The organism is Aquiflexum sp., assembly GCF_041751335.1.
In the GTDB taxonomy this organism is placed as follows: Bacteria; Bacteroidota; Bacteroidia; order Cytophagales; family Cyclobacteriaceae; genus Aquiflexum.
Genome location: NZ_JBGSXS010000167.1, coordinates 1 through 17,398, shown reverse-complemented (window position 1 = coordinate 17,398; position 17,398 = coordinate 1). Strand labels below are relative to the sequence as shown.

Here is a 17,398-nt window from a genome sequence, read left to right as displayed (position 1 = left end):
CAGACTACTATCTATCAAAGAAACTCCTTCTTCTCGACACCTTCAAATCCTGCAAAATCGATGATTTCACCCTAATATCAAGGTTATAGGAAGTGAATCGTCCAAATGGAATCCAGCTTACGTTCATCTGCCAACAGTGAAGGTCCCTGGCAATACCTATCATACTTTGGGTCAATTGTGCAGTGATAAAATCGTAACCCCCACTGAAATTTATTTTCCACTTGTCAGAGATACTTAAATCACCATTGATATTAATAGCTGTCGTGATATTAGAAGGCCTTCCAGGTTGATTGTTGAAAGCGATATTATAGCCAAAACCCAAGTTCCAAGGAATATTCCAGTCTATATATTGGGTAGGGTCATTGATCACCCTGTTGATTTCTTCCTCCACAAATTCATTCAATTGTCCTCCTTGCTGCAAGAAGTCATTGGTCATATCTTCTCTCATTTCCCCTGCTGATTGGCTTGCACCTCTGGGATTTAGACTTCCGTTGACGTTCATTTGGATACTTCTAACGGTACCGAGACCCTGACCTGCTTGCCAGGCATAACGGTTGAGTCTTCTGCCGGAAACAGCGCCCGTTTCGGGATTAGTTATGACCAATGCAGCATATGGGTCGAGGTTACCTGAAAGGTTGACAGATAGCTTGTCATCAAAAAATGAAGTTCTTGTATTGAAATTGATCTGGGACAATTGGAATGAGTCTGCTGCAAAATTGTAATTCGTTGATATGTTTAAGGACTGCAATAATGGAATTTTCTTGGTAGTAGCTTCATCATCATCGTCTTGTTTTTTAAGTTTTGCTTCCACTACATTTCGGATACTCAAACTAAGCGCCCTGGATTCCCCCAGTGGTGCACCTTGGAAGATAAATCCTTGATGTCTGGAAAAAAATTGTGTTCTACCACTTTCATCTACCTGTACCTGTTGGTAATACCCAAAGATTGGATTGGAAAAGTCAGGATTAAAATTAAAACCAAAAGAGGGCTGCATGTGGTGCCTGATGGCTTCTATTTTTTTACTTTTTTTGAAATTGTAAAAACCATAAACGTTGGTGTTCATGTTGAATGAGGTATTGTAAAAACTCACTCGGTTGAATCCGTTTTCCAAAATCCTATCAACCCGCTGTTCCACCGGATTATAAAAGAAATTGATTTTTTCTGTGTACCACAACTCGGTATAGTTCATGGAAGCGGTTCCCGTAAAATATTTGAATAGGGTAAAGTTGGAAGTAAGGGGAATGGTATTTCTTGCACCATTATCCGCCTCTCTTAGCAATTGGGGAAGGTTGGCCAAATTAAATGGAATTATATTCTGATCCGCACTGATTCCCTGACCTTGCTGCAAAACCTCATTTTGGACTCCAAATGGAGGGGTAATCCTGTTGTTGATTGAATTTTGAAGGTTAAAGTTCCAGGCAATGTTCAATGTTTTCAAAGGTTCAAACTTGACATTTTGAAAAGGGTTCTGCCTGTTCATGTTGACGGCAATATCTGGTAAAATCAAGTTGACCTCATCCGTCTGTACATTTTGGGAATGCCTCAAGTTAGCAGACATACTGAAAGGAGTACCTGTGAATGTCTTGCTGTAGGACACATTGGAAGAGAATTCCGAATTGACATTTTGGACAAAACTGTTGGGATTGACCACCACGTTATTATAGTTGGTAGTTCCGGCATTGACTGATGCCGAAAAGCGGGAATTGCCCCTTGACTCAGGACTATGCTGCCAATTGACCCAAATGGTATTATAGTCCACTGGATTCAGTTCGGTTTCAGGGCTTTTGAACCTTTGGTAATCGATATTAAAACCTCCGTTATACCTGTATCTCTTTTTATAAATAGTCGCGGCCTTGGCACCATATCCACCATTGGTAAAAATATCCCCTGTTACTCTGGTATGTACATAATCATTGAAAGCAAAATAATACCCAAAGTTTCTGAGAAAAAATCCCCTTATCTGCTCTTGACCATACGAAGGAAATACAATTCCGGAAGCTTTTTCATCAGGAGTATCAGGGATTATCCCAAAAGGCAATCCGACCGGAAGCGGGATATCGTTGAAATACATATTAAACGGTCCCGTCACCACCTGTTTGCCACGGATAGACTTGATTTTATTTGCGCTGATATGCCAATGTGGTTCTGCCAAATTGCAAGTAGTATAATACCCGTGGTCCATATATATACTACCATCCTGGTCTTTTTTGATTATCTGTCCACGTAATAGGCCATCCTGCTGTTCTGTAACCACATCCTTAATAATGGCCTTTTGGGTTTTGAAATTGTACCGCATTTCTTTCCGTATTTCGTAAGTTGATGCGCCTTCCTTAAAAACCGGATTGCCTGTCAAATTCCCTAAACTGTCTGTAACACCTGAGGCAAACAACTCGCTTTTTTCCCAATCAATGATAATCAGATCCGCATCTAAACGGATATTACCATATTCAAACCAAGCTTCTTTGTGCAGAAATACTTTATTGGCAACAAAATCAGTTATTATACTGTCTTCTCCGTAGTAATTGATGGTAGTTTGGATATCACTCTTCGGAACTGTCTGGGTTGTATCATTCCTTGGGATGGTATCTCTTGATATAATACTGATGGAATCCAAAGGGGGCATCAATAATTCCGGGCGGTTGAGAACAGAATCAGGGGCAATAATTCTTCTCTCCACATTTGTTTGGCTTCTTATTTGTGAAAAGCTAAATTGGGGTATTACCCAAAGTAGGATGAAGGCAATCAAATGGAACCAGTTATTCCGCACTTAATAATGTTGATTTGTTTAAAAATTTGTGAAATTTGCTCGGGCAAAGTTAATAGGATTCAATACGCATGAAACGATTCAAAGTTAAAAATATTCTCTTATTTTCCTTATTGACCATATCCATGCTATTCGCTGGATTTGTTCCAACAGGATCTAGGGCACCGGAATTCAAACTAAAACGCATTGTAATAGATGCAGGCCATGGAGGCAAAGACCCCGGAACGGTTGGAAATATTTCCAGGGAAAAAGATGTGGCCCTCAAAGTCGCACTTCAGGTTGGTAAATATGTGGAAGAATTGCTTCCTGGCGTAGAGGTTATTTATACCCGGAAAACAGATGTTTTTATAGATCTGAAAGAAAGACCCAATATCGCGAATAGGAACAAGGCTGACCTTTTTATATCCATACACTGCAATGCCGCCACAAACAAAGCTGCTTATGGCACAGAGACATTTGTCATGGGAACTAAGAACTTTGAAGCTAATTTTGACATTGTAAAAAGAGAGAATTCAGTAATTCTTTTGGAAGATAATTATGAGGAAAATTATGAAGGATTCGATCCCAAATCACCGGAATCCTACATGATGTTCAATCTGATGCAAAAAGCATTTCTCTCCAACAGTATCTCCCTAGCCGCCAAAGTAGAAAGTGATTTTGTGACCAGGGTCAACCGCTCAAGCAGAGGAGTCAAACAGGCTCCTTTTTATGTCCTTTGGACCACTAGTATGCCTTCAGTGCTAATAGAATTAGGTTTTTTATCTCACCCCTCTGAGGAAAGATTTCTTAATAGCAAAGATGGACAGACCTACCTTTCTTCAGCTATTTTCAGATCCATCAAAGCTTATAAAGAGGAGATTGAGGAGTTGTAGGATATTTATGCCTTGAAAGGACCCCGATTCATGACATGACTTTGAGGCGCCGATATTCATGCCATGAATTTGAGTCATGGCATGAATATTAAACATGAATACTTAGAGTCATGGCATGAATAATCCCCTACCCAATTTGATTCTTGTAGGTTAATTCAGTTATTTTAGCTTTCCGAAAAACTAAACCCAAAAGACTTTAGGGATATCGAATTCAATAGGAACGAGGACCAACTTAAACAACAACTTTATCAACTTCAGAAAAAACTGGAACAGGTTAAACTTGGGGGCGGAAAGTCTAAGATTGAAAAAGAACATGCAAAAGGAAAACTTACAGCGAGGGAAAGAATCGAGTATTTAACCGATCCTGGGACTGAATTTTTGGAAATCGGGGCTTTTGCCGCCGATGGAATGTACGAGGAAGAAGGAGGCTGCCCATCTGCAGGGGTTGTCACAGGAATAGGCTATGTTTCAGGAAGGATGTGTGTAATAGTTGCCAACGATGCGACCGTAAAGGCCGGAGCATGGTTTCCGATGACCGCAAAAAAGAACATGAGGGCCCAGGAAATCGCCATGGAGAACAGATTGCCCATCATCTATCTGGTGGATAGTGCAGGTGTATTTCTACCTATGCAAAATAAGATTTTTCCGGATAAGGAACATTTTGGAAGACAGTTTAGAAACAACGCCAAGATGTCTGCCATGGGCATTGTTCAGGTAGCTGCTATCATGGGCAGCTGTGTGGCAGGTGGGGCATATTTGCCTATCATGTCAGATGAAGCGATGATAGTTGATAAAACAGGTTCTATCTTTCTAGCGGGATCTTTTCTCGTCAAAGCAGCAATAGGTGAATCCATAGACAACGAAACACTAGGTGGCGCCACTACACATTGCGAAATCTCCGGTGTCACGGACAATAAATATGAAAACGATCAGGAATGTTTGAATGCCATCAGAAAGATTTTTGATAAAATCGGGGCATTTGATAAAGCCGGATTTGACAGGGCAGAACCTAAAAAACCCGAAATAAATGAAGCGGAGCTTTATGGCATCTTTCCTTACGATAGGGTCAAGCCTTATGACATGATTGAAGTCATCAAAGGATTGGTGGATAATTCGGAGGTCGATGAATACAAACAAGATTATGGTAAAACCCTGATCTGTGCTACTGCCAGGATTGATGGCTGGGCTGTAGGAATTGTCGCCAATCAGCGTAAAATCGTGAAAACCAAAAAAGGTGAAATGCAGATGGGCGGGGTTATATATTCTGATTCGGCTGATAAAGCTGCCAGGTTTATCATGAACTGTAACCAAAGAAAAATACCCTTGGTCTTCCTTCAGGATGTATCAGGATTTATGGTAGGCAGCAAGGCCGAACATGGAGGCATTATCAAAGATGGTGCAAAAATGGTCAATGCCATGGCAAATTCTGTAGTGCCGAAGTTCACCATTATTTTGGGCAATTCTTATGGTGCCGGAAACTATGCCATGTGCGGAAAAGCTTATGATCCAAGATTGATATTCAGCTGGCCCACTGCCCAAATGGCTGTAATGAGCGGATCCTCTGCTGCCAAGACCCTTTTGCAGATCAAAGTCGCCTCGCTCAAAAAATCCGGAAAAGAAAAAATCACCCCTGAAGAAGAGGAACAAATGCTCAAAGAAATTACTGACAAATACAATGAAGAACTCAGCCCCTATTATGCTGCTGCCAGACTTTGGGTAGATGGGGTCATTGATCCTTTGGAAACCAGAAAAGTAATCAGTATGGGAATTGAAGCTGCCAACCATGCACCGATTACCGAGAGGTTTAATGTGGGGGTGATTCAGACGTGAGATTTTAGATTTAAGATTTTAGATTTTAGATTTGGAATAGAAGGAGAAAGGATGAAGGTAGTGCGTCATAGCGAGTCCTTAACATTTTACAAATGTTCAGAAAAGGAATGACATCAAGTTATCCACTAGGCAGCCGTCATCCTGAGGCACGAAGGGTCTCCAGAGTTTCTATTTATGTTCAATTTATCATTTACTGTTCCTCGTGAGATGCTTCTCCTCGATAGCCCCGATAGCTATCGGAGGAATCAGCATGACGGCTGCTCCGATTTATGTCATTGGTAGTAGCACCTGGGAAACTTTGATATTTTGAATTGTCCTTCGTGCGACGTGGCAATCTCTTTAGATGAAATATGAGGGATAAAAAAAGGATGAAGGAGAAAGGATAAAGGATAAAGGCATCAACTAACCATAAAATTTAATAAATTGGAGTAACAATATACGTTATGGACCATCTCAGCGAAAATGAACTTCATGCTTTGGTTTCCCTTTTGGATGATACTGACAGGGAAGTTAAATCCCATGTAAGAGATAGAATTATCTCTTTGGGACATGACGTGATTCCATTTTTGGAAAAAAAATGGGAGAACAGTTTCAATCCAGATATCCAAAAAGAAATCGAAGAACTGGTCCATGATTTACAATTTTTACAGCTTAAGGAAAGGTTAATAGATTGGAGAGAATCTCCTGAACAGGATTTGTTGACAGGATTATGGATTATCAACACATATCAGTATCCTGACCTTGAGTTTGAGAAAATCAATGCTGAAATGCACCAAATTTATTTTGAAGTTTGGACTGCCTTCAAAAACGATCTTCTACCTTACGAACAGGTTAGGATTATCAATGGCGTTTTGTTCAATAATTTAAGGTTTTCTGCTAATACCAAGAATTTCCATTCTCCGGGTAATAGCATGCTGAGCAATGTACTGGACACGAAAAAAGGTAATCCCATCAGTCTATGTGCCATCTATTTATTGGTGGCACAAAAATTAGGGCTGCCAATTTATGGAGTCAATCTGCCGAATCTTTTTGTTTTGACCTATAAATCTGCCGATGCCACCTTCTACATCAATGCCTTCAACAAAGGTCTGATTTTTTCAAAAAAAGACATCCACAATTATCTGGACCACTTAAAAATTGATCCTTTGGATGTTTTTTTTGAGCCATGTTCAAATAAGGACATCATTATCAGGACCTTTAGAAATCTTACAGTTGCTTTTGAAAAACTGGGAGAAACTGAAAAGGTGCAAGAAGTCAGGGAATTGCTGGCAATTGTTGAGAATCTAGAAATGCCTAATTAATCAATTTCACATTACATCCCACTGCCCTGCTGGATGAAGGACTTGGGTTTCTTCTGTTTTGGATTGCACTTAATGCACTTTCAAGATATTTCATATTTGCATTTTCCGCCATCTGAGGGTTATTGTCTATGGCACCCCTGTAAGAAACCGCATAGCCAGTAGGACTTGGTGTGATGACTACTACCTCAGGTAATTTAGTGATTCCAAACTGCTTTGTAACAGTCTGGGCAACATCTTCCAAAAAAGGAAATTTGAAGCTTTTTTCTCCTACTCTTTGTTTGACCGAGGCTGTATTTTCTTCTTCCTCAATTCCTGAATGGGGATTGATCATAGCAAAAACAAAACCATCCGAATTGAATGTGTTTTGCAAAGCAATTATCCTATCCTCATAAAGTTTGGAAAAAGGACAATTTATACTGGTAAAAACCAAAACTATTGCTTTCGTATTTTTATGCATATCCAATTCAAATACCTGACCGGATTCAGCATCTTTCAACTGAAAATTTTCCACTCTTTGGGAAAAACAGAGAGAAACAGAAACAGTCAATAGAAGGGTAGTAAGTAAGATTCGCTTCATATCTTGGGTTATTATGCTTGTTGAAGTAAATAAAAGTACAAAGTTCTTACCAAATTGTGTAAGTCAATACAATATCATTTTCTATTTCCACTTTTACTTTATAAAAATGATCAGAATATTCAGACTGCTGAATCTTACCTTCAATTACCATATCCATCAATGAAAATGGCGAAAGTCTTATATTATGTTTAAGGCTGATACCTTTTTTTCCCTGACATTTAAAAATTGACTCTTTAGCAGACCAAGCAATGGTGTTCATTAACGGGTCTGTTCCTAAAAATTCCATTTCTGACTCATCTAGAAATTTCGGACCCAAACGCACCACTTTTTCCCTGACAAAATCCATATCAATACCTACCGGCATCTCTTTGTGGAAGATTGCTGCTGCCAATCCTTTGGTATGGGTCAGTGAGACATACCCATACCCGTCCGCAGGATGGGACTTCCCATGCTCGTCCTTGATAAATCCCGGATAGGGTAAAGAAATGCAATCCATCGCAGATTTGATGGCGATTCGGGCACATTTCCATTCCAGTTTTTTTTCTGGATGGGAAATATTGGCATAGGCCAATTTCTCTCTATAGCTTAAAAATTCAACACCATTTTGCGAGACTTCCTGAATATTCTTTATGGCCAAAGCTGATAAAGGACTTATTTTTTCTATTTTTGTTTGCATAGAGCCTTTTATGGACGAATTGATAATCCCCGCAAAATATGATAAAAATCCAAGTAAATAAACTCCATACATTATCCGGTCACAATGATTGCGTATATGCTTTGGTAGAGGCACCTGATCCGCAATATTTTTTTACCGGCTCGGGTGATGGAATGGTAGTCTTATGGGATTTGGAAAATCCGGAAAACGGCAAGCTGATGGCAAAGGTCAACCATTCCGTATATGCCCTTGCGGTAGACAAAGTTAGAAATCTATTGATTGTAGGCCACAATTTTGAAGGTGTACATGTGATTGATCTGGATAGCAGGAATGAACTTTGGTCCATCAACCTGACCAATCAATCTATTTTCGATATCAAAGTTTCAGGAAATGATATGTTTGTAGCCACTGGAGATGGTTTGATCATTGTGGTGGATATTGAGAAAAGGGCGATCAAAAAACATCTTAAAATCTCTGATAAAAGTGTCAGGGTATTGGCAATCAATCCCGACAACCATACACTTGCTGCTGGACTAAGCGACCATAGTGTCAAAATATTTGATCTGATCACTTATGAACTGATGCAGAACCTTGAATCTCATACCAACTCTGTCTTTGCACTGGCATTTGACCCAAATTCCAAACTCTTGATTTCCGGTGGCAGAGATGCCCATTTAAAAATCTGGGATACCAATACCTACACATTAACAGAATCCATTGTTGCCCATATGTATGCTATTAATTACCTGGCATTCCGTGAGGATGGCCGATATTTTGTAACTTGTAGCATGGACAAGTCCATTAAAATTTGGGATGCCGAATCTTATAAGCTCCTTAAAGTAATTGATAAAGCGAGGTACGCCGGACATAGCACTTCGATTAATAAAGTAATTTGGAGCAGCTTTAATCAAAATATCATTTCAATCAGTGATGACCGAAAAATTTCCATTTGGAATTTAGAAATTTAAAAAAATATGAAAATTACTTCTAAAGAAATCAGCGAAAAGACTTTTGAAAAAAACTTCAGAGGATACGACAAAGATGAAGTCACCGCATTTTTGAATGTGCTTTCGGGAGAATGGGACAGAATAATGGCTGAAAAAGCCGACTTGGAAAAGCGACTGGTAAGCACTGAAAAAGAAGCCAACAAACTGAAGCAGGTAGAGGAGTCTTTGTTTCGAACCCTTAAAACCGCTGAGGATACAGGTGCTTCAATTATTGAAGAAGCCAATAATGCCGCGGAGGATATTATGAACGAGGCGCATCAGAATGCTGGCAGTATGCTGAATGAAGCTCAAACCCAATCCAAAAACCTGATAGAATCAGCAGAAGCCAAAGGAAGGGAAATCATGGAGAATCTAAAAAGTGAAGTCAATTCATTAGTATCAGGTTTTGAAATCTTGATGAAGCATAGAGATCTTTTGATCAAAAATCTAAAATCCCTGACGGAAGGAATTGATGATACCATCACTGTTTCGGAAGAATCTCTAAAAAAAGTTAATATACAGGCCCATTCCAATTTAGTAGAGGAATTATCTAAGGCAAATGCCTTCAGCATGGCCAATATCCTTGAATACCAAAAAGAGGAGGAAATGGTAAGCAAAACCTTTGATGGGGAAAATCTGGAAGCTGGAAATCCTGTCGATTCAGATACTGATTCGGAAGATGATATCGAAGAAAATGAGATGGAATTTGCTGAAAAAGAAATTGGATCTTCTAAAGAGGTGGTTGAAGATAAAAGTGAAAGAGAAGTTGAAATTGAGAAAGACGCCGAAGAACAAAAGGAAGAACCTAAAAGCAAATTAAACAAAGGGGGTTCATTTTTTGACCAGTTGGATTAATGGGAAAAGTATCTTTGGAAGGAATAGAATTCCACGCATATCATGGGGTCTTCAAAGAAGAAAACAAACTGGGAAACAGGTTTACAGTAGATATCCATGTTGAAACAGATTTTCGAAAAGCCATGTTGGATGATGATCTCAAATCCACTGTGGATTACGGGAAAATCTACAGAATTGCCAAATCTCATATGCAAGAACCTGTAAAACTACTTGAACATCTTGCCCATTTGATGATCAAGGATATTTTGGTCGCCTATCCCGAATCCAAACAAATCACAATTATCATTAAAAAACACAACCCCGCTTTGGGTGGGGTGGTCAACTATTCTGTTGTTACAGTCAAATACCCCGAAGATTATGGTTAAAAATATCCTGTTAGTACTTTTGTTTTCATTTGTAACAACCAATCTTTTTTCCCAAACCCAAGTTTTCAAAATATTCAATACTGATGGCAATGAAGTAAAGTTTGAATTAATGGTGCAGATAGCAGGGCAGCATGAGGTTATCTTTTTTGGTGAACTTCATAACAACAGCATTGCCCATTGGCTTCAATTGCAGATGCTCAAACAATTGCATAAAAATGGTAAAGATGTTGTTTTGGCAGGTGAGTTCTTTGAAAAGGATGACCAACTCAATATTGAGGAATGGTTTACCGGGAAAATGACAGACAAAACTTTTTAAACGGAATCAAAGCTTTGGAACAATTACCTTACCGACTACAAACCTATGATGCTATATGCCAAAAACAACAACATCTCTTTCATAGGTTCGAATATTCCAAGAAAATATGCCTCATTGGTCAGTAGACAGGGTTTGGCTGCTTTGGACAGTCTAAGTGAAGAAGCCAAAAGGTATATTGCTCCCCTACCCATCGAAGTCGATAAATCCTTGCCCGGATATGTGGGCATGAAGGACATGATGCATGGTTCGGGTATGAACGCAGATTTTATGGTAGAAGCACAGGCGGTCAAAGATGCGACTATGGCTTTTTCATTGTTTGACCTTTTGGGTGAAGGGAAAAAAATACTCCATATCAACGGTTCCTACCATAGCAATAATTATGAAGGCATTCTTTGGTATCTCAAAAAGCACAATCCCAATATACGGATTTTGACGATCAATACCGTCGAGCAGGAAAATATCTACACCTTGGAAGAAAAGACGATGGGTACTGCTGATTTTATTATTGTCTTGCCATCTGACAGCCCAAAAAGTTATTGATTGCCATGTATTCCCGCGCTGAAACTACAAAAATCAGAAAGGAATTCTGGACGACATTTGGCCAATATATGAAGCCTGTGCCATCAGCTACAGGATTCAGAGTAAACTGGCAGAATTACAAAACTGGGGTGAGAGACATTTATTTCAGGATGAGGGTCGAACGGCATTATGCTTCTATAGGGATAGAAATCGCCCATCATGATGAAGAGTTGCAGCAACTCTATTTCGAGCAGTTTTTGGGATTCAAAAAGTTGCTGGAAAATGAATTGGGAGAATCATGGGAATGGGAGTTGCACCAAATCGATGATTTCGGCAACAAAATTTCCAGAATCCAAAAAGTCAAGCAGGGATTAAATGTTATGGACAAAAACGACTGGCCGGACATCATCAGCTTTTTAAAACCATGGATAATTGCCTTGGATGCATTTTGGGCAAACATAAAACCAGGGTTTGAGGATTTATGAACCTTTGAGGTCTTTTTTTGACCTCGAAGATAGCCAATGACCTCAAAGACTTTTATTGGAAAGAGACCTATGTGAAAACCAATTGAAATTTTATTTTTACCACATAGCTCATGTAGATCACATAGTATAATAAATTTCTATTTTCTGGAAATAGAAATCTGAAAATAAACACAGAATCTCGCATCTCACTTCTAATCTCTAGCCTCTCAAAAAAAAATTAACCTTTTTTCACAAACCTATGCAACCTATTTTTACCTATCTGTATCTACCTATTTGAAAGCCATCAATAATGTTATTCAGAAAAACTTTTACAATGGAGTCGGACATCATCAAAGGTTGCCTAAAAGGTGAGCGAAAAGCCCAGCAGCATCTGTATGAGTCCTATTCCAAAAAGTTTCTCGCCATCTGCATGCGATATGTCAAAGACAGGGACCTAGCAGAGGATGTGATGATAGAAGGCTTTATGAAGATCTTTGAAAAAATGACCCAGTTTGAAGGAAAAGGAAGTTTTGAGGGTTGGATGAAAAGAATAATCGTCACACAATCATTGCTCACATTAAGAAACAACCGTAACCTCAGCATGGAGGTCAATATGGAAAGCCATCTTGAAACCATGGATTCCGCATATGAACTGAATCACATGGAAGCTGCGGAACTGATGGACTTGGTACAGGAACTTCCGGTAGGCTACAGGACTGTATTCAACCTATATGCCATCGAAGGTTACAGCCACGCGGAAATTGCCGACCTGTTGGGTATCACGGAGTCAACTTCCAAATCACAATTGAACAGGGCAAGAAATACATTGAAACAGAAAATAGCCGATCAACAAATCAAAGAAAGGAAAATCAATGGCTAATGCAGATAAAAATTTTGACCAGTTTTTCAAGGAAAAACTGGTTAATCATGAAATAAAACCATCCAAACTTGCATGGGAAAAATTGGATTCACAATTGGGTAAAAAAAGCAAAGCTGCATATTTCCCATTTATAAGAATAGCAGCTGTCTTTATAATATTATTAGGTGTGGGCTATTTGGTATGGCAATTTTCAAAAACTGAACTTACAAGACCACAGACTGCTGAAATTATTCAGATTCCAGATCAAGAAGCGCTTTTGGAAAGTAAATCTGAATCCCAAATTGAAGAGGAAATGACAAATGGAGATCAAGATGGTATTGTCAAATCAGAAAAAATTGAAACTGAAAAAGTAAAAGAAACACCTGACAAAAAACCACAAATGATAAGAAATACAGTCACTGAAAGTCCAAATGAGCTTTTAGCAGATCATTCAGTTCAGGTGGATAGAAATCAGGAACAGTTAATAGGAATCCCTGAACTTGATCTTCCTGAACTTAAATTAGAAGAGGCTATAGCCATGAATGACCCTGTGAAAGAAGAGAATGAATCAATTGTGGAATATAAAGTCATCATCAAATCCAATGGCTTAAAAGATGAACCCGCAAAACAGGGATTGATTGGCGGAATTGAAGATAAAGTAGATAAAATCGGAGGATTTCTGAACAAAGTAGAACAAGGATTTGCAGACCTGCAGGATGCAAAGGAAAATCTCTTTGCCAGCAATGTCCCAAGAAGAGAAAGAAGTAAATAACCAATTATTAGAAACTATACACTATGAAAAAATACCTGTTATTGTTTTGTTTGCTAGGCATGGTACAATTGGCCTATGGAGGTGTGAATGATGACTATTTGGTCCAGAATGACACCATCATTGTAGAATTCGGTAAATCCGGGAAAATTGTTGTCGTTGTGGACAACAAGGAGGATTTTGAAAGATTAACCGGGATGAACATCACTCAGCTCATCAGGGAACTGGATCTGGTAGTCGATGAAAAATCCGGAGAACTTGTAGTAGTAGAAGTACAGGGCAAGAAAGGGACCAAGGAAGTTGTCAGGGTCCGTGAAGACGGCCAGGAGACGGAAGTCAATGTTGGAGGAATCAGGGTCACTGTGGATGAAACAGGTGGTGACACCAAAGTAAAGGTTCAGACCGGAACCCGAAAGAGAAGCGACCCACCGTTCAGGACTTATTTTAATGTGGATTTAGGAATTAATAATTATCTCGATGGAAACGGTCAATTCCCTTCTTCAAGTGCACCCCATGCTGTCAGGGGATGGGGAAGCTGGAATGTCGGTCTCAACTGGATGGCAAGTCAGCGAATCAGCAAAGGTTTCCATTGGGACCTTGGTCTGGGTGTGCAATGGTACAATTTCAAGTTTGAGAATCGGGACTTTCAAGCTGTTCGGGGAGATGGATCAATTGATTTTATCCAAAGAACGGATGTCGCAGGATTCAAAAGCAAGATTTCAGCATCCTACCTGACAGCGATGAGTTTGTTCAAATTAGATTTTGGTCAAATGAATGATCAGGGAAGAAAAGGATTCAGAGTTGCCTTAGGGCCTTATGCGGGGTACAGGCTTGGTGGAAGAAGTAAGTATGTCTACAGACCATTGGAAGGTGGTGGACGCCAAAAAGACCATCAGGCCACAGGCATATATCTTAATAACTTCCGCTATGGCATCCGAGGTGAGGTGGGTGTTGGCAGGGTCAATTTCTTCAGCACCTATGATCTCAACAAACTCTTCCAAGATGGCGCGGGTCCTGAATTGAACCCAATCACTTTTGGAGTGATATTTTAAACTTCTTTTTATAAAAATTATACCAATGAAAAAGACCACAATGATTTTGACCTTCCTGTTTCTTTCTACCTGGGCATTTGCTCAGGTAGAAGATTCATTGAAAATCGCAATGAACAAAACTACCGTATTTTCAATTTTCGATACCAAAATAGAGGTTAAGAAAAATGATGACGGTTCAAGAACCTGGGAATTCATACCCAACTCCAAGGTTTACAATGAAAAAGATTCTGAAAAACACTTTAAAAGAAAAATCAAACACAGTACCGGGCTTGATCTGGAATTGGGAATCAATACTTGGATCGGTGATGGAGACGCTCCTACTGTAAGGCCTTGGGGAAGCTGGAACCCTGCTTTTAATACCTATTATGCCTACAAGCCTAGTAAAAATTTCAGCCTCAAAACCATGTTAGGTATCAGTTGGTACAATTTTAAATTTGAAGATAGAAATCTTCAGGCCTTGCGTTCTCCCGATGGAATTTTCTTTGAGCAATTTGAAGATGGCGGTGGTATCAAATCCAAGATTTCTGCATCCTATGCAAATTTCAGCCTGATACCTACCATTCAAAGCAATAATGGAAAATTCAGGTTTGGAATAGGTCCCTATGCAGGATTGAGATTGGGCGGGAGAGGAAAATTTGTTTACCGTGACAGCACCGGTGACCGCAGAAGACAATTCCAAATGGGAAACATGTTTGCCAATGATTTCAGGTACGGTGGCAGAGTCGAAATCGGTGTAGGCGATGTCGATTTATTTCTGAATTACGATTTTAATGAAATGTTCCAAACTGATAAAGGTCCCAAAGTCAATACTTTGAGCTTTGGCATCATTCTATAACAAACTCAAACTATTATTATGAAAACTAACATTATATTACACCTAAACTTGCTACTGATAGTAATAGTAGCTTCAGCAAGCCCAAGTTTTGCCCAGATGAAAACTTTGGTGGATGTCAACAGGTCCTTTTCAGGAATCAGCAAAATAGAAGTTTCGGGAGGTTTATTGGATATTGAATACCTTGGAAATAGCGGGAATGATGTATCCGTAAATGCTTTTTTGGAATCCACTAACCATGATCAGGACATCGTCTTTGTCACCATGGGAAATGTATTGAAGATATCTCATAACGTGAACAACACCCGGTCCAATTGGGGAAATGTACGCACCAAAGGCCATATCAAAATCCGTGGACCTCAAAGTGTCGAATTGGATATGAAAGCCGGTTCAGGCAGTGTGAGCGTGGATAACATAACTGGAGATATGACCAACCTAAATGTAGGATCAGGAAGCATCAAAGGTTCAAACATTAACGGAGATGTCTATGCCAAAGCAGGTTCTGGCTCTATCAAACTTTCCGATATCAATGGAGATGTCAATGGACAGATTGGCTCCGGTTCAGCAGAAATCAAAAACGTGGCTGGATCATTAAATTATAATTCTGGTAGTGGTGGGGTAAAAGCTTCCGAAATCAGAGGTCTTGTCAATATCAGCCTTACTTCCGGGAGTGCAAAACTGGACAATGTGGCTGAACTAGGAGACCTCAAGCTGACCTCGGGAAATCTGGATGCAAGGAATGCTGGATTGGGGCCTAATACCAGACTCAATGGAACTTCAGGTAATTTTAAAATTCAAACAAGTTCCAATATCAGGGATTTCAACTATACCTTAAGCGCCACCTCAGGCAATATCACGGTGGGCAATTCCCGTGGTGGCAGAAATTTATCCATTGACAATGGTGCAAACAGTAGTGTGAAAGGAAACATTACTTCCGGTAACATTTCCATCATGAATTAATTTTTTAAATAGGCTAGGGCAAAAGAAGCCCTAGCCTATTTAAAAAATTAAATGTGTTATTCATTGAAATGATTTGATGAATCAGGCTTTCTTTTGGTCATCAAATTTCTTGTTTCAATAATTCAAAAAACGCAAGACCTCTAAAATATTAAATTTTAGAGGTCTTGCGTTTTTTGGAAAACAATCTTGCCTGATTTCCGCTTATATTTCCATTCCCCATTATTCAGAGATTTTTCATCTTTAAATTATTTACTTTAAGGATCTTAAATTGAAATAATAATCAAAGGAAAACAAATATGGAAAACAGCCCAATTAAAAAAGAAGACCTGAATCAGGAGATTTTTGATATGTATGATTATTATGTACATGGTAAAATCGATAGGCGAGAATTTGTCAACCGACTTTCTGTGTATGCGGTAGGTGGACTTACGGTGTCTGCCATCCTTTCGTTTTTATTGCCAAATTATGCCGAGGCAAAACGGTTTAAGTTAGAAGACCCCCGTTTGATTTCAGAATTTGTGGAATATGATTCACCAAAAGGGGCGGGAAAAATGAGAGGTTTATTGACACGACCTGCAGATGCCAAAGGAAAGCTTCCAGGTATCTTGGTAGTACATGAAAACCGTGGTCTTAATCCCTATGTGGAAGACACTGCCCACCAAGCAGCCTTGGATGGCTTTATAGCTTTTGCACCGGATGCGCTTAGTCCTTTTGGAGGATATCCCGGAACAGACGATGAGGGCAGAGCGATGCAAGCAAAAAGAGACCGTAACGAAATATTGGAAGATTTTATAGCAGGCTATGAATTATTGATGAAAAATGAAAATTGTACCGGTAAAGTGGGGGTTGTAGGGTTTTGTTTTGGAGCTTGGGTCTCTAATATGATGGCAGCCCGATTACCAAACTTAAAGGCCTCTGTACCATTTTATGGAGGTCAGGTAAGTGCGGAGGACGCCGCAAAAATCAAAGCCCCATTGCAATTGCACTATGCAGAACTTGATACCCGGGTAAATGCAGGATGGGCAGATTATGAGAGCGCATTGAAAGTGAATGACATAAAATATGAAGTATTTTTCTATGAAGGAGTCAACCATGGATTTCATAACCATTCCACCCCAAGATATGACAAAGAAGCAGCCGAATTAGCTTGGGGAAGAACAATTGAGTTCTTCAAAAAGAATCTGACCTAACCTAAAATATTTTTCTCCCGCCCCACAAGAAACCCTCCTGATTTTCTAACAGAAATCAAAGGAATTCAAAGGTTGGCGGGAGTTTTTACAATTCTTTATTCCGCGGAACGAAAAACACCGAATCCAATTCGGTCCAACAATTGGCCTTCGATGGAAATTGGGAAATCCTGGTCTTTGAGCATAGTAGCAGGATCCTGAGCCCCTGAATTCCTAAACGCCCATCCTTCACCAC

At 39.5% G+C, this 17,398-nt stretch carries 16 protein-coding genes and 2 pseudogenes; 14 read left to right on the top strand and 4 right to left on the bottom strand.

Translation table 11 applies throughout. The annotated features are described in order from the left end of the window. Window positions 1–7: 7 nt before the first annotated feature. A complete protein-coding gene (locus tag ACEW8U_RS09470; protein WP_373521811.1) occupies window positions 8–2,623 on the bottom strand; it encodes a putative LPS assembly protein LptD in 2,616 nt (871 codons plus the stop codon). A gap of 212 nt (window positions 2,624–2,835) precedes the next feature. Here ACEW8U_RS09470 and ACEW8U_RS09465 point away from each other — a divergent pair, with 212 nt between their 5' ends. The 3 genes from ACEW8U_RS09465 to ACEW8U_RS09455 all read left to right on the top strand — a co-directional run bounded on the left by ACEW8U_RS09465 (window position 2,836) and on the right by ACEW8U_RS09455 (window position 6,767). Beyond that, complete coding sequence (locus tag ACEW8U_RS09465; RefSeq protein ID WP_373521797.1) at window positions 2,836–3,636, top strand: N-acetylmuramoyl-L-alanine amidase; 801 nt, start codon at window positions 2,836–2,838, stop codon at window positions 3,634–3,636. 204 nt (window positions 3,637–3,840) lie between these two features. Continuing rightward, on the top strand, window positions 3,841–5,466 hold the full coding sequence (locus ACEW8U_RS09460; RefSeq protein ID WP_373521810.1) for an acyl-CoA carboxylase subunit beta: 1,626 nt from the start codon (window positions 3,841–3,843) through the stop codon (window positions 5,464–5,466). A gap of 443 nt (window positions 5,467–5,909) precedes the next feature. Beyond that, window positions 5,910–6,767 carry a transglutaminase-like domain-containing protein gene (locus ACEW8U_RS09455; protein ID WP_373521796.1) on the top strand — a complete coding sequence of 286 codons (858 nt, stop codon included), beginning with the start codon at window positions 5,910–5,912 and terminating at the stop codon, window positions 6,765–6,767. Here the strand turns inward: ACEW8U_RS09455 and ACEW8U_RS09450 are convergent. After that, window positions 6,760–7,344, bottom strand: a complete 585-nt coding sequence (locus ACEW8U_RS09450; protein WP_373521795.1) for a redoxin domain-containing protein — start codon at window positions 7,342–7,344, stop codon at window positions 6,760–6,762. The genes ACEW8U_RS09455 and ACEW8U_RS09450 overlap by 8 nt on opposite strands. Window positions 7,345–7,390: 46 nt before the next feature. Beyond that, complete coding sequence (locus ACEW8U_RS09445; RefSeq protein WP_373521794.1) at window positions 7,391–8,020, bottom strand: 4'-phosphopantetheinyl transferase superfamily protein; 630 nt, start codon at window positions 8,018–8,020, stop codon at window positions 7,391–7,393. A gap of 38 nt (window positions 8,021–8,058) precedes the next feature. Between ACEW8U_RS09445 and ACEW8U_RS09440 the strand changes: the two genes are divergently transcribed. The 11 genes and pseudogenes from ACEW8U_RS09440 (at window position 8,059) to ACEW8U_RS09390 (ending at window position 17,166) form a co-directional block, all read left to right on the top strand. Further along, window positions 8,059–8,967 carry a WD40 repeat domain-containing protein gene (locus tag ACEW8U_RS09440; protein WP_373521793.1) on the top strand — a complete coding sequence of 303 codons (909 nt, stop codon included), beginning with the start codon at window positions 8,059–8,061 and terminating at the stop codon, window positions 8,965–8,967. A 6-nt stretch (window positions 8,968–8,973) separates the two neighbouring features. Next, on the top strand, window positions 8,974–9,840 hold the full coding sequence (locus ACEW8U_RS09435; RefSeq protein ID WP_373521792.1) for a DivIVA domain-containing protein: 867 nt from the start codon (window positions 8,974–8,976) through the stop codon (window positions 9,838–9,840). Then, on the top strand, window positions 9,840–10,205 hold the full coding sequence (folB, locus tag ACEW8U_RS09430) for a dihydroneopterin aldolase (RefSeq protein ID WP_373521791.1): 366 nt from the start codon (window positions 9,840–9,842) through the stop codon (window positions 10,203–10,205). Before ACEW8U_RS09435 ends, folB begins: the two co-directional genes overlap by 1 nt. Beyond that, window positions 10,198–11,061 (top strand): annotated as a pseudogene (locus ACEW8U_RS09425) (ChaN family lipoprotein). Before folB ends, ACEW8U_RS09425 begins: the two are co-directional and overlap by 8 nt. 5 nt (window positions 11,062–11,066) lie before the next feature. Then, window positions 11,067–11,525: a DUF4268 domain-containing protein gene (locus tag ACEW8U_RS09420; RefSeq protein WP_373521790.1), complete on the top strand. Its 459-nt coding sequence runs from the start codon at window positions 11,067–11,069 to the stop codon at window positions 11,523–11,525. 289 nt (window positions 11,526–11,814) lie between these two features. Beyond that, window positions 11,815–12,384: an RNA polymerase sigma factor gene (locus ACEW8U_RS09415; RefSeq protein ID WP_373521789.1), complete on the top strand. Its 570-nt coding sequence runs from the start codon at window positions 11,815–11,817 to the stop codon at window positions 12,382–12,384. Further along, entirely contained in the window at window positions 12,377–13,135 is a 759-nt protein-coding gene (locus tag ACEW8U_RS09410) for a hypothetical protein (protein ID WP_373521788.1), read from the top strand. Before ACEW8U_RS09415 ends, ACEW8U_RS09410 begins: the two co-directional genes overlap by 8 nt. A gap of 23 nt (window positions 13,136–13,158) precedes the next feature. After that, window positions 13,159–14,184: a hypothetical protein gene (locus tag ACEW8U_RS09405; protein WP_373521787.1), complete on the top strand. Its 1,026-nt coding sequence runs from the start codon at window positions 13,159–13,161 to the stop codon at window positions 14,182–14,184. A gap of 25 nt (window positions 14,185–14,209) precedes the next feature. Then, a complete protein-coding gene (locus ACEW8U_RS09400; protein WP_373521786.1) occupies window positions 14,210–15,019 on the top strand; it encodes a hypothetical protein in 810 nt (269 codons plus the stop codon). An 18-nt stretch (window positions 15,020–15,037) separates the two neighbouring features. Next, on the top strand, window positions 15,038–15,976 hold the full coding sequence (locus ACEW8U_RS09395) for a DUF4097 family beta strand repeat-containing protein (RefSeq protein WP_373521785.1): 939 nt from the start codon (window positions 15,038–15,040) through the stop codon (window positions 15,974–15,976). Between the two features lie 296 nt (window positions 15,977–16,272). After that, entirely contained in the window at window positions 16,273–17,166 is an 894-nt protein-coding gene (locus tag ACEW8U_RS09390; protein ID WP_373521784.1) for a dienelactone hydrolase family protein, read from the top strand. A 134-nt stretch (window positions 17,167–17,300) separates the two neighbouring features. Here ACEW8U_RS09390 and ACEW8U_RS09385 read toward each other — a convergent pair. Beyond that, window positions 17,301–17,398 (bottom strand): annotated as a pseudogene (locus ACEW8U_RS09385) (DUF1080 domain-containing protein); the annotation flags it as partial.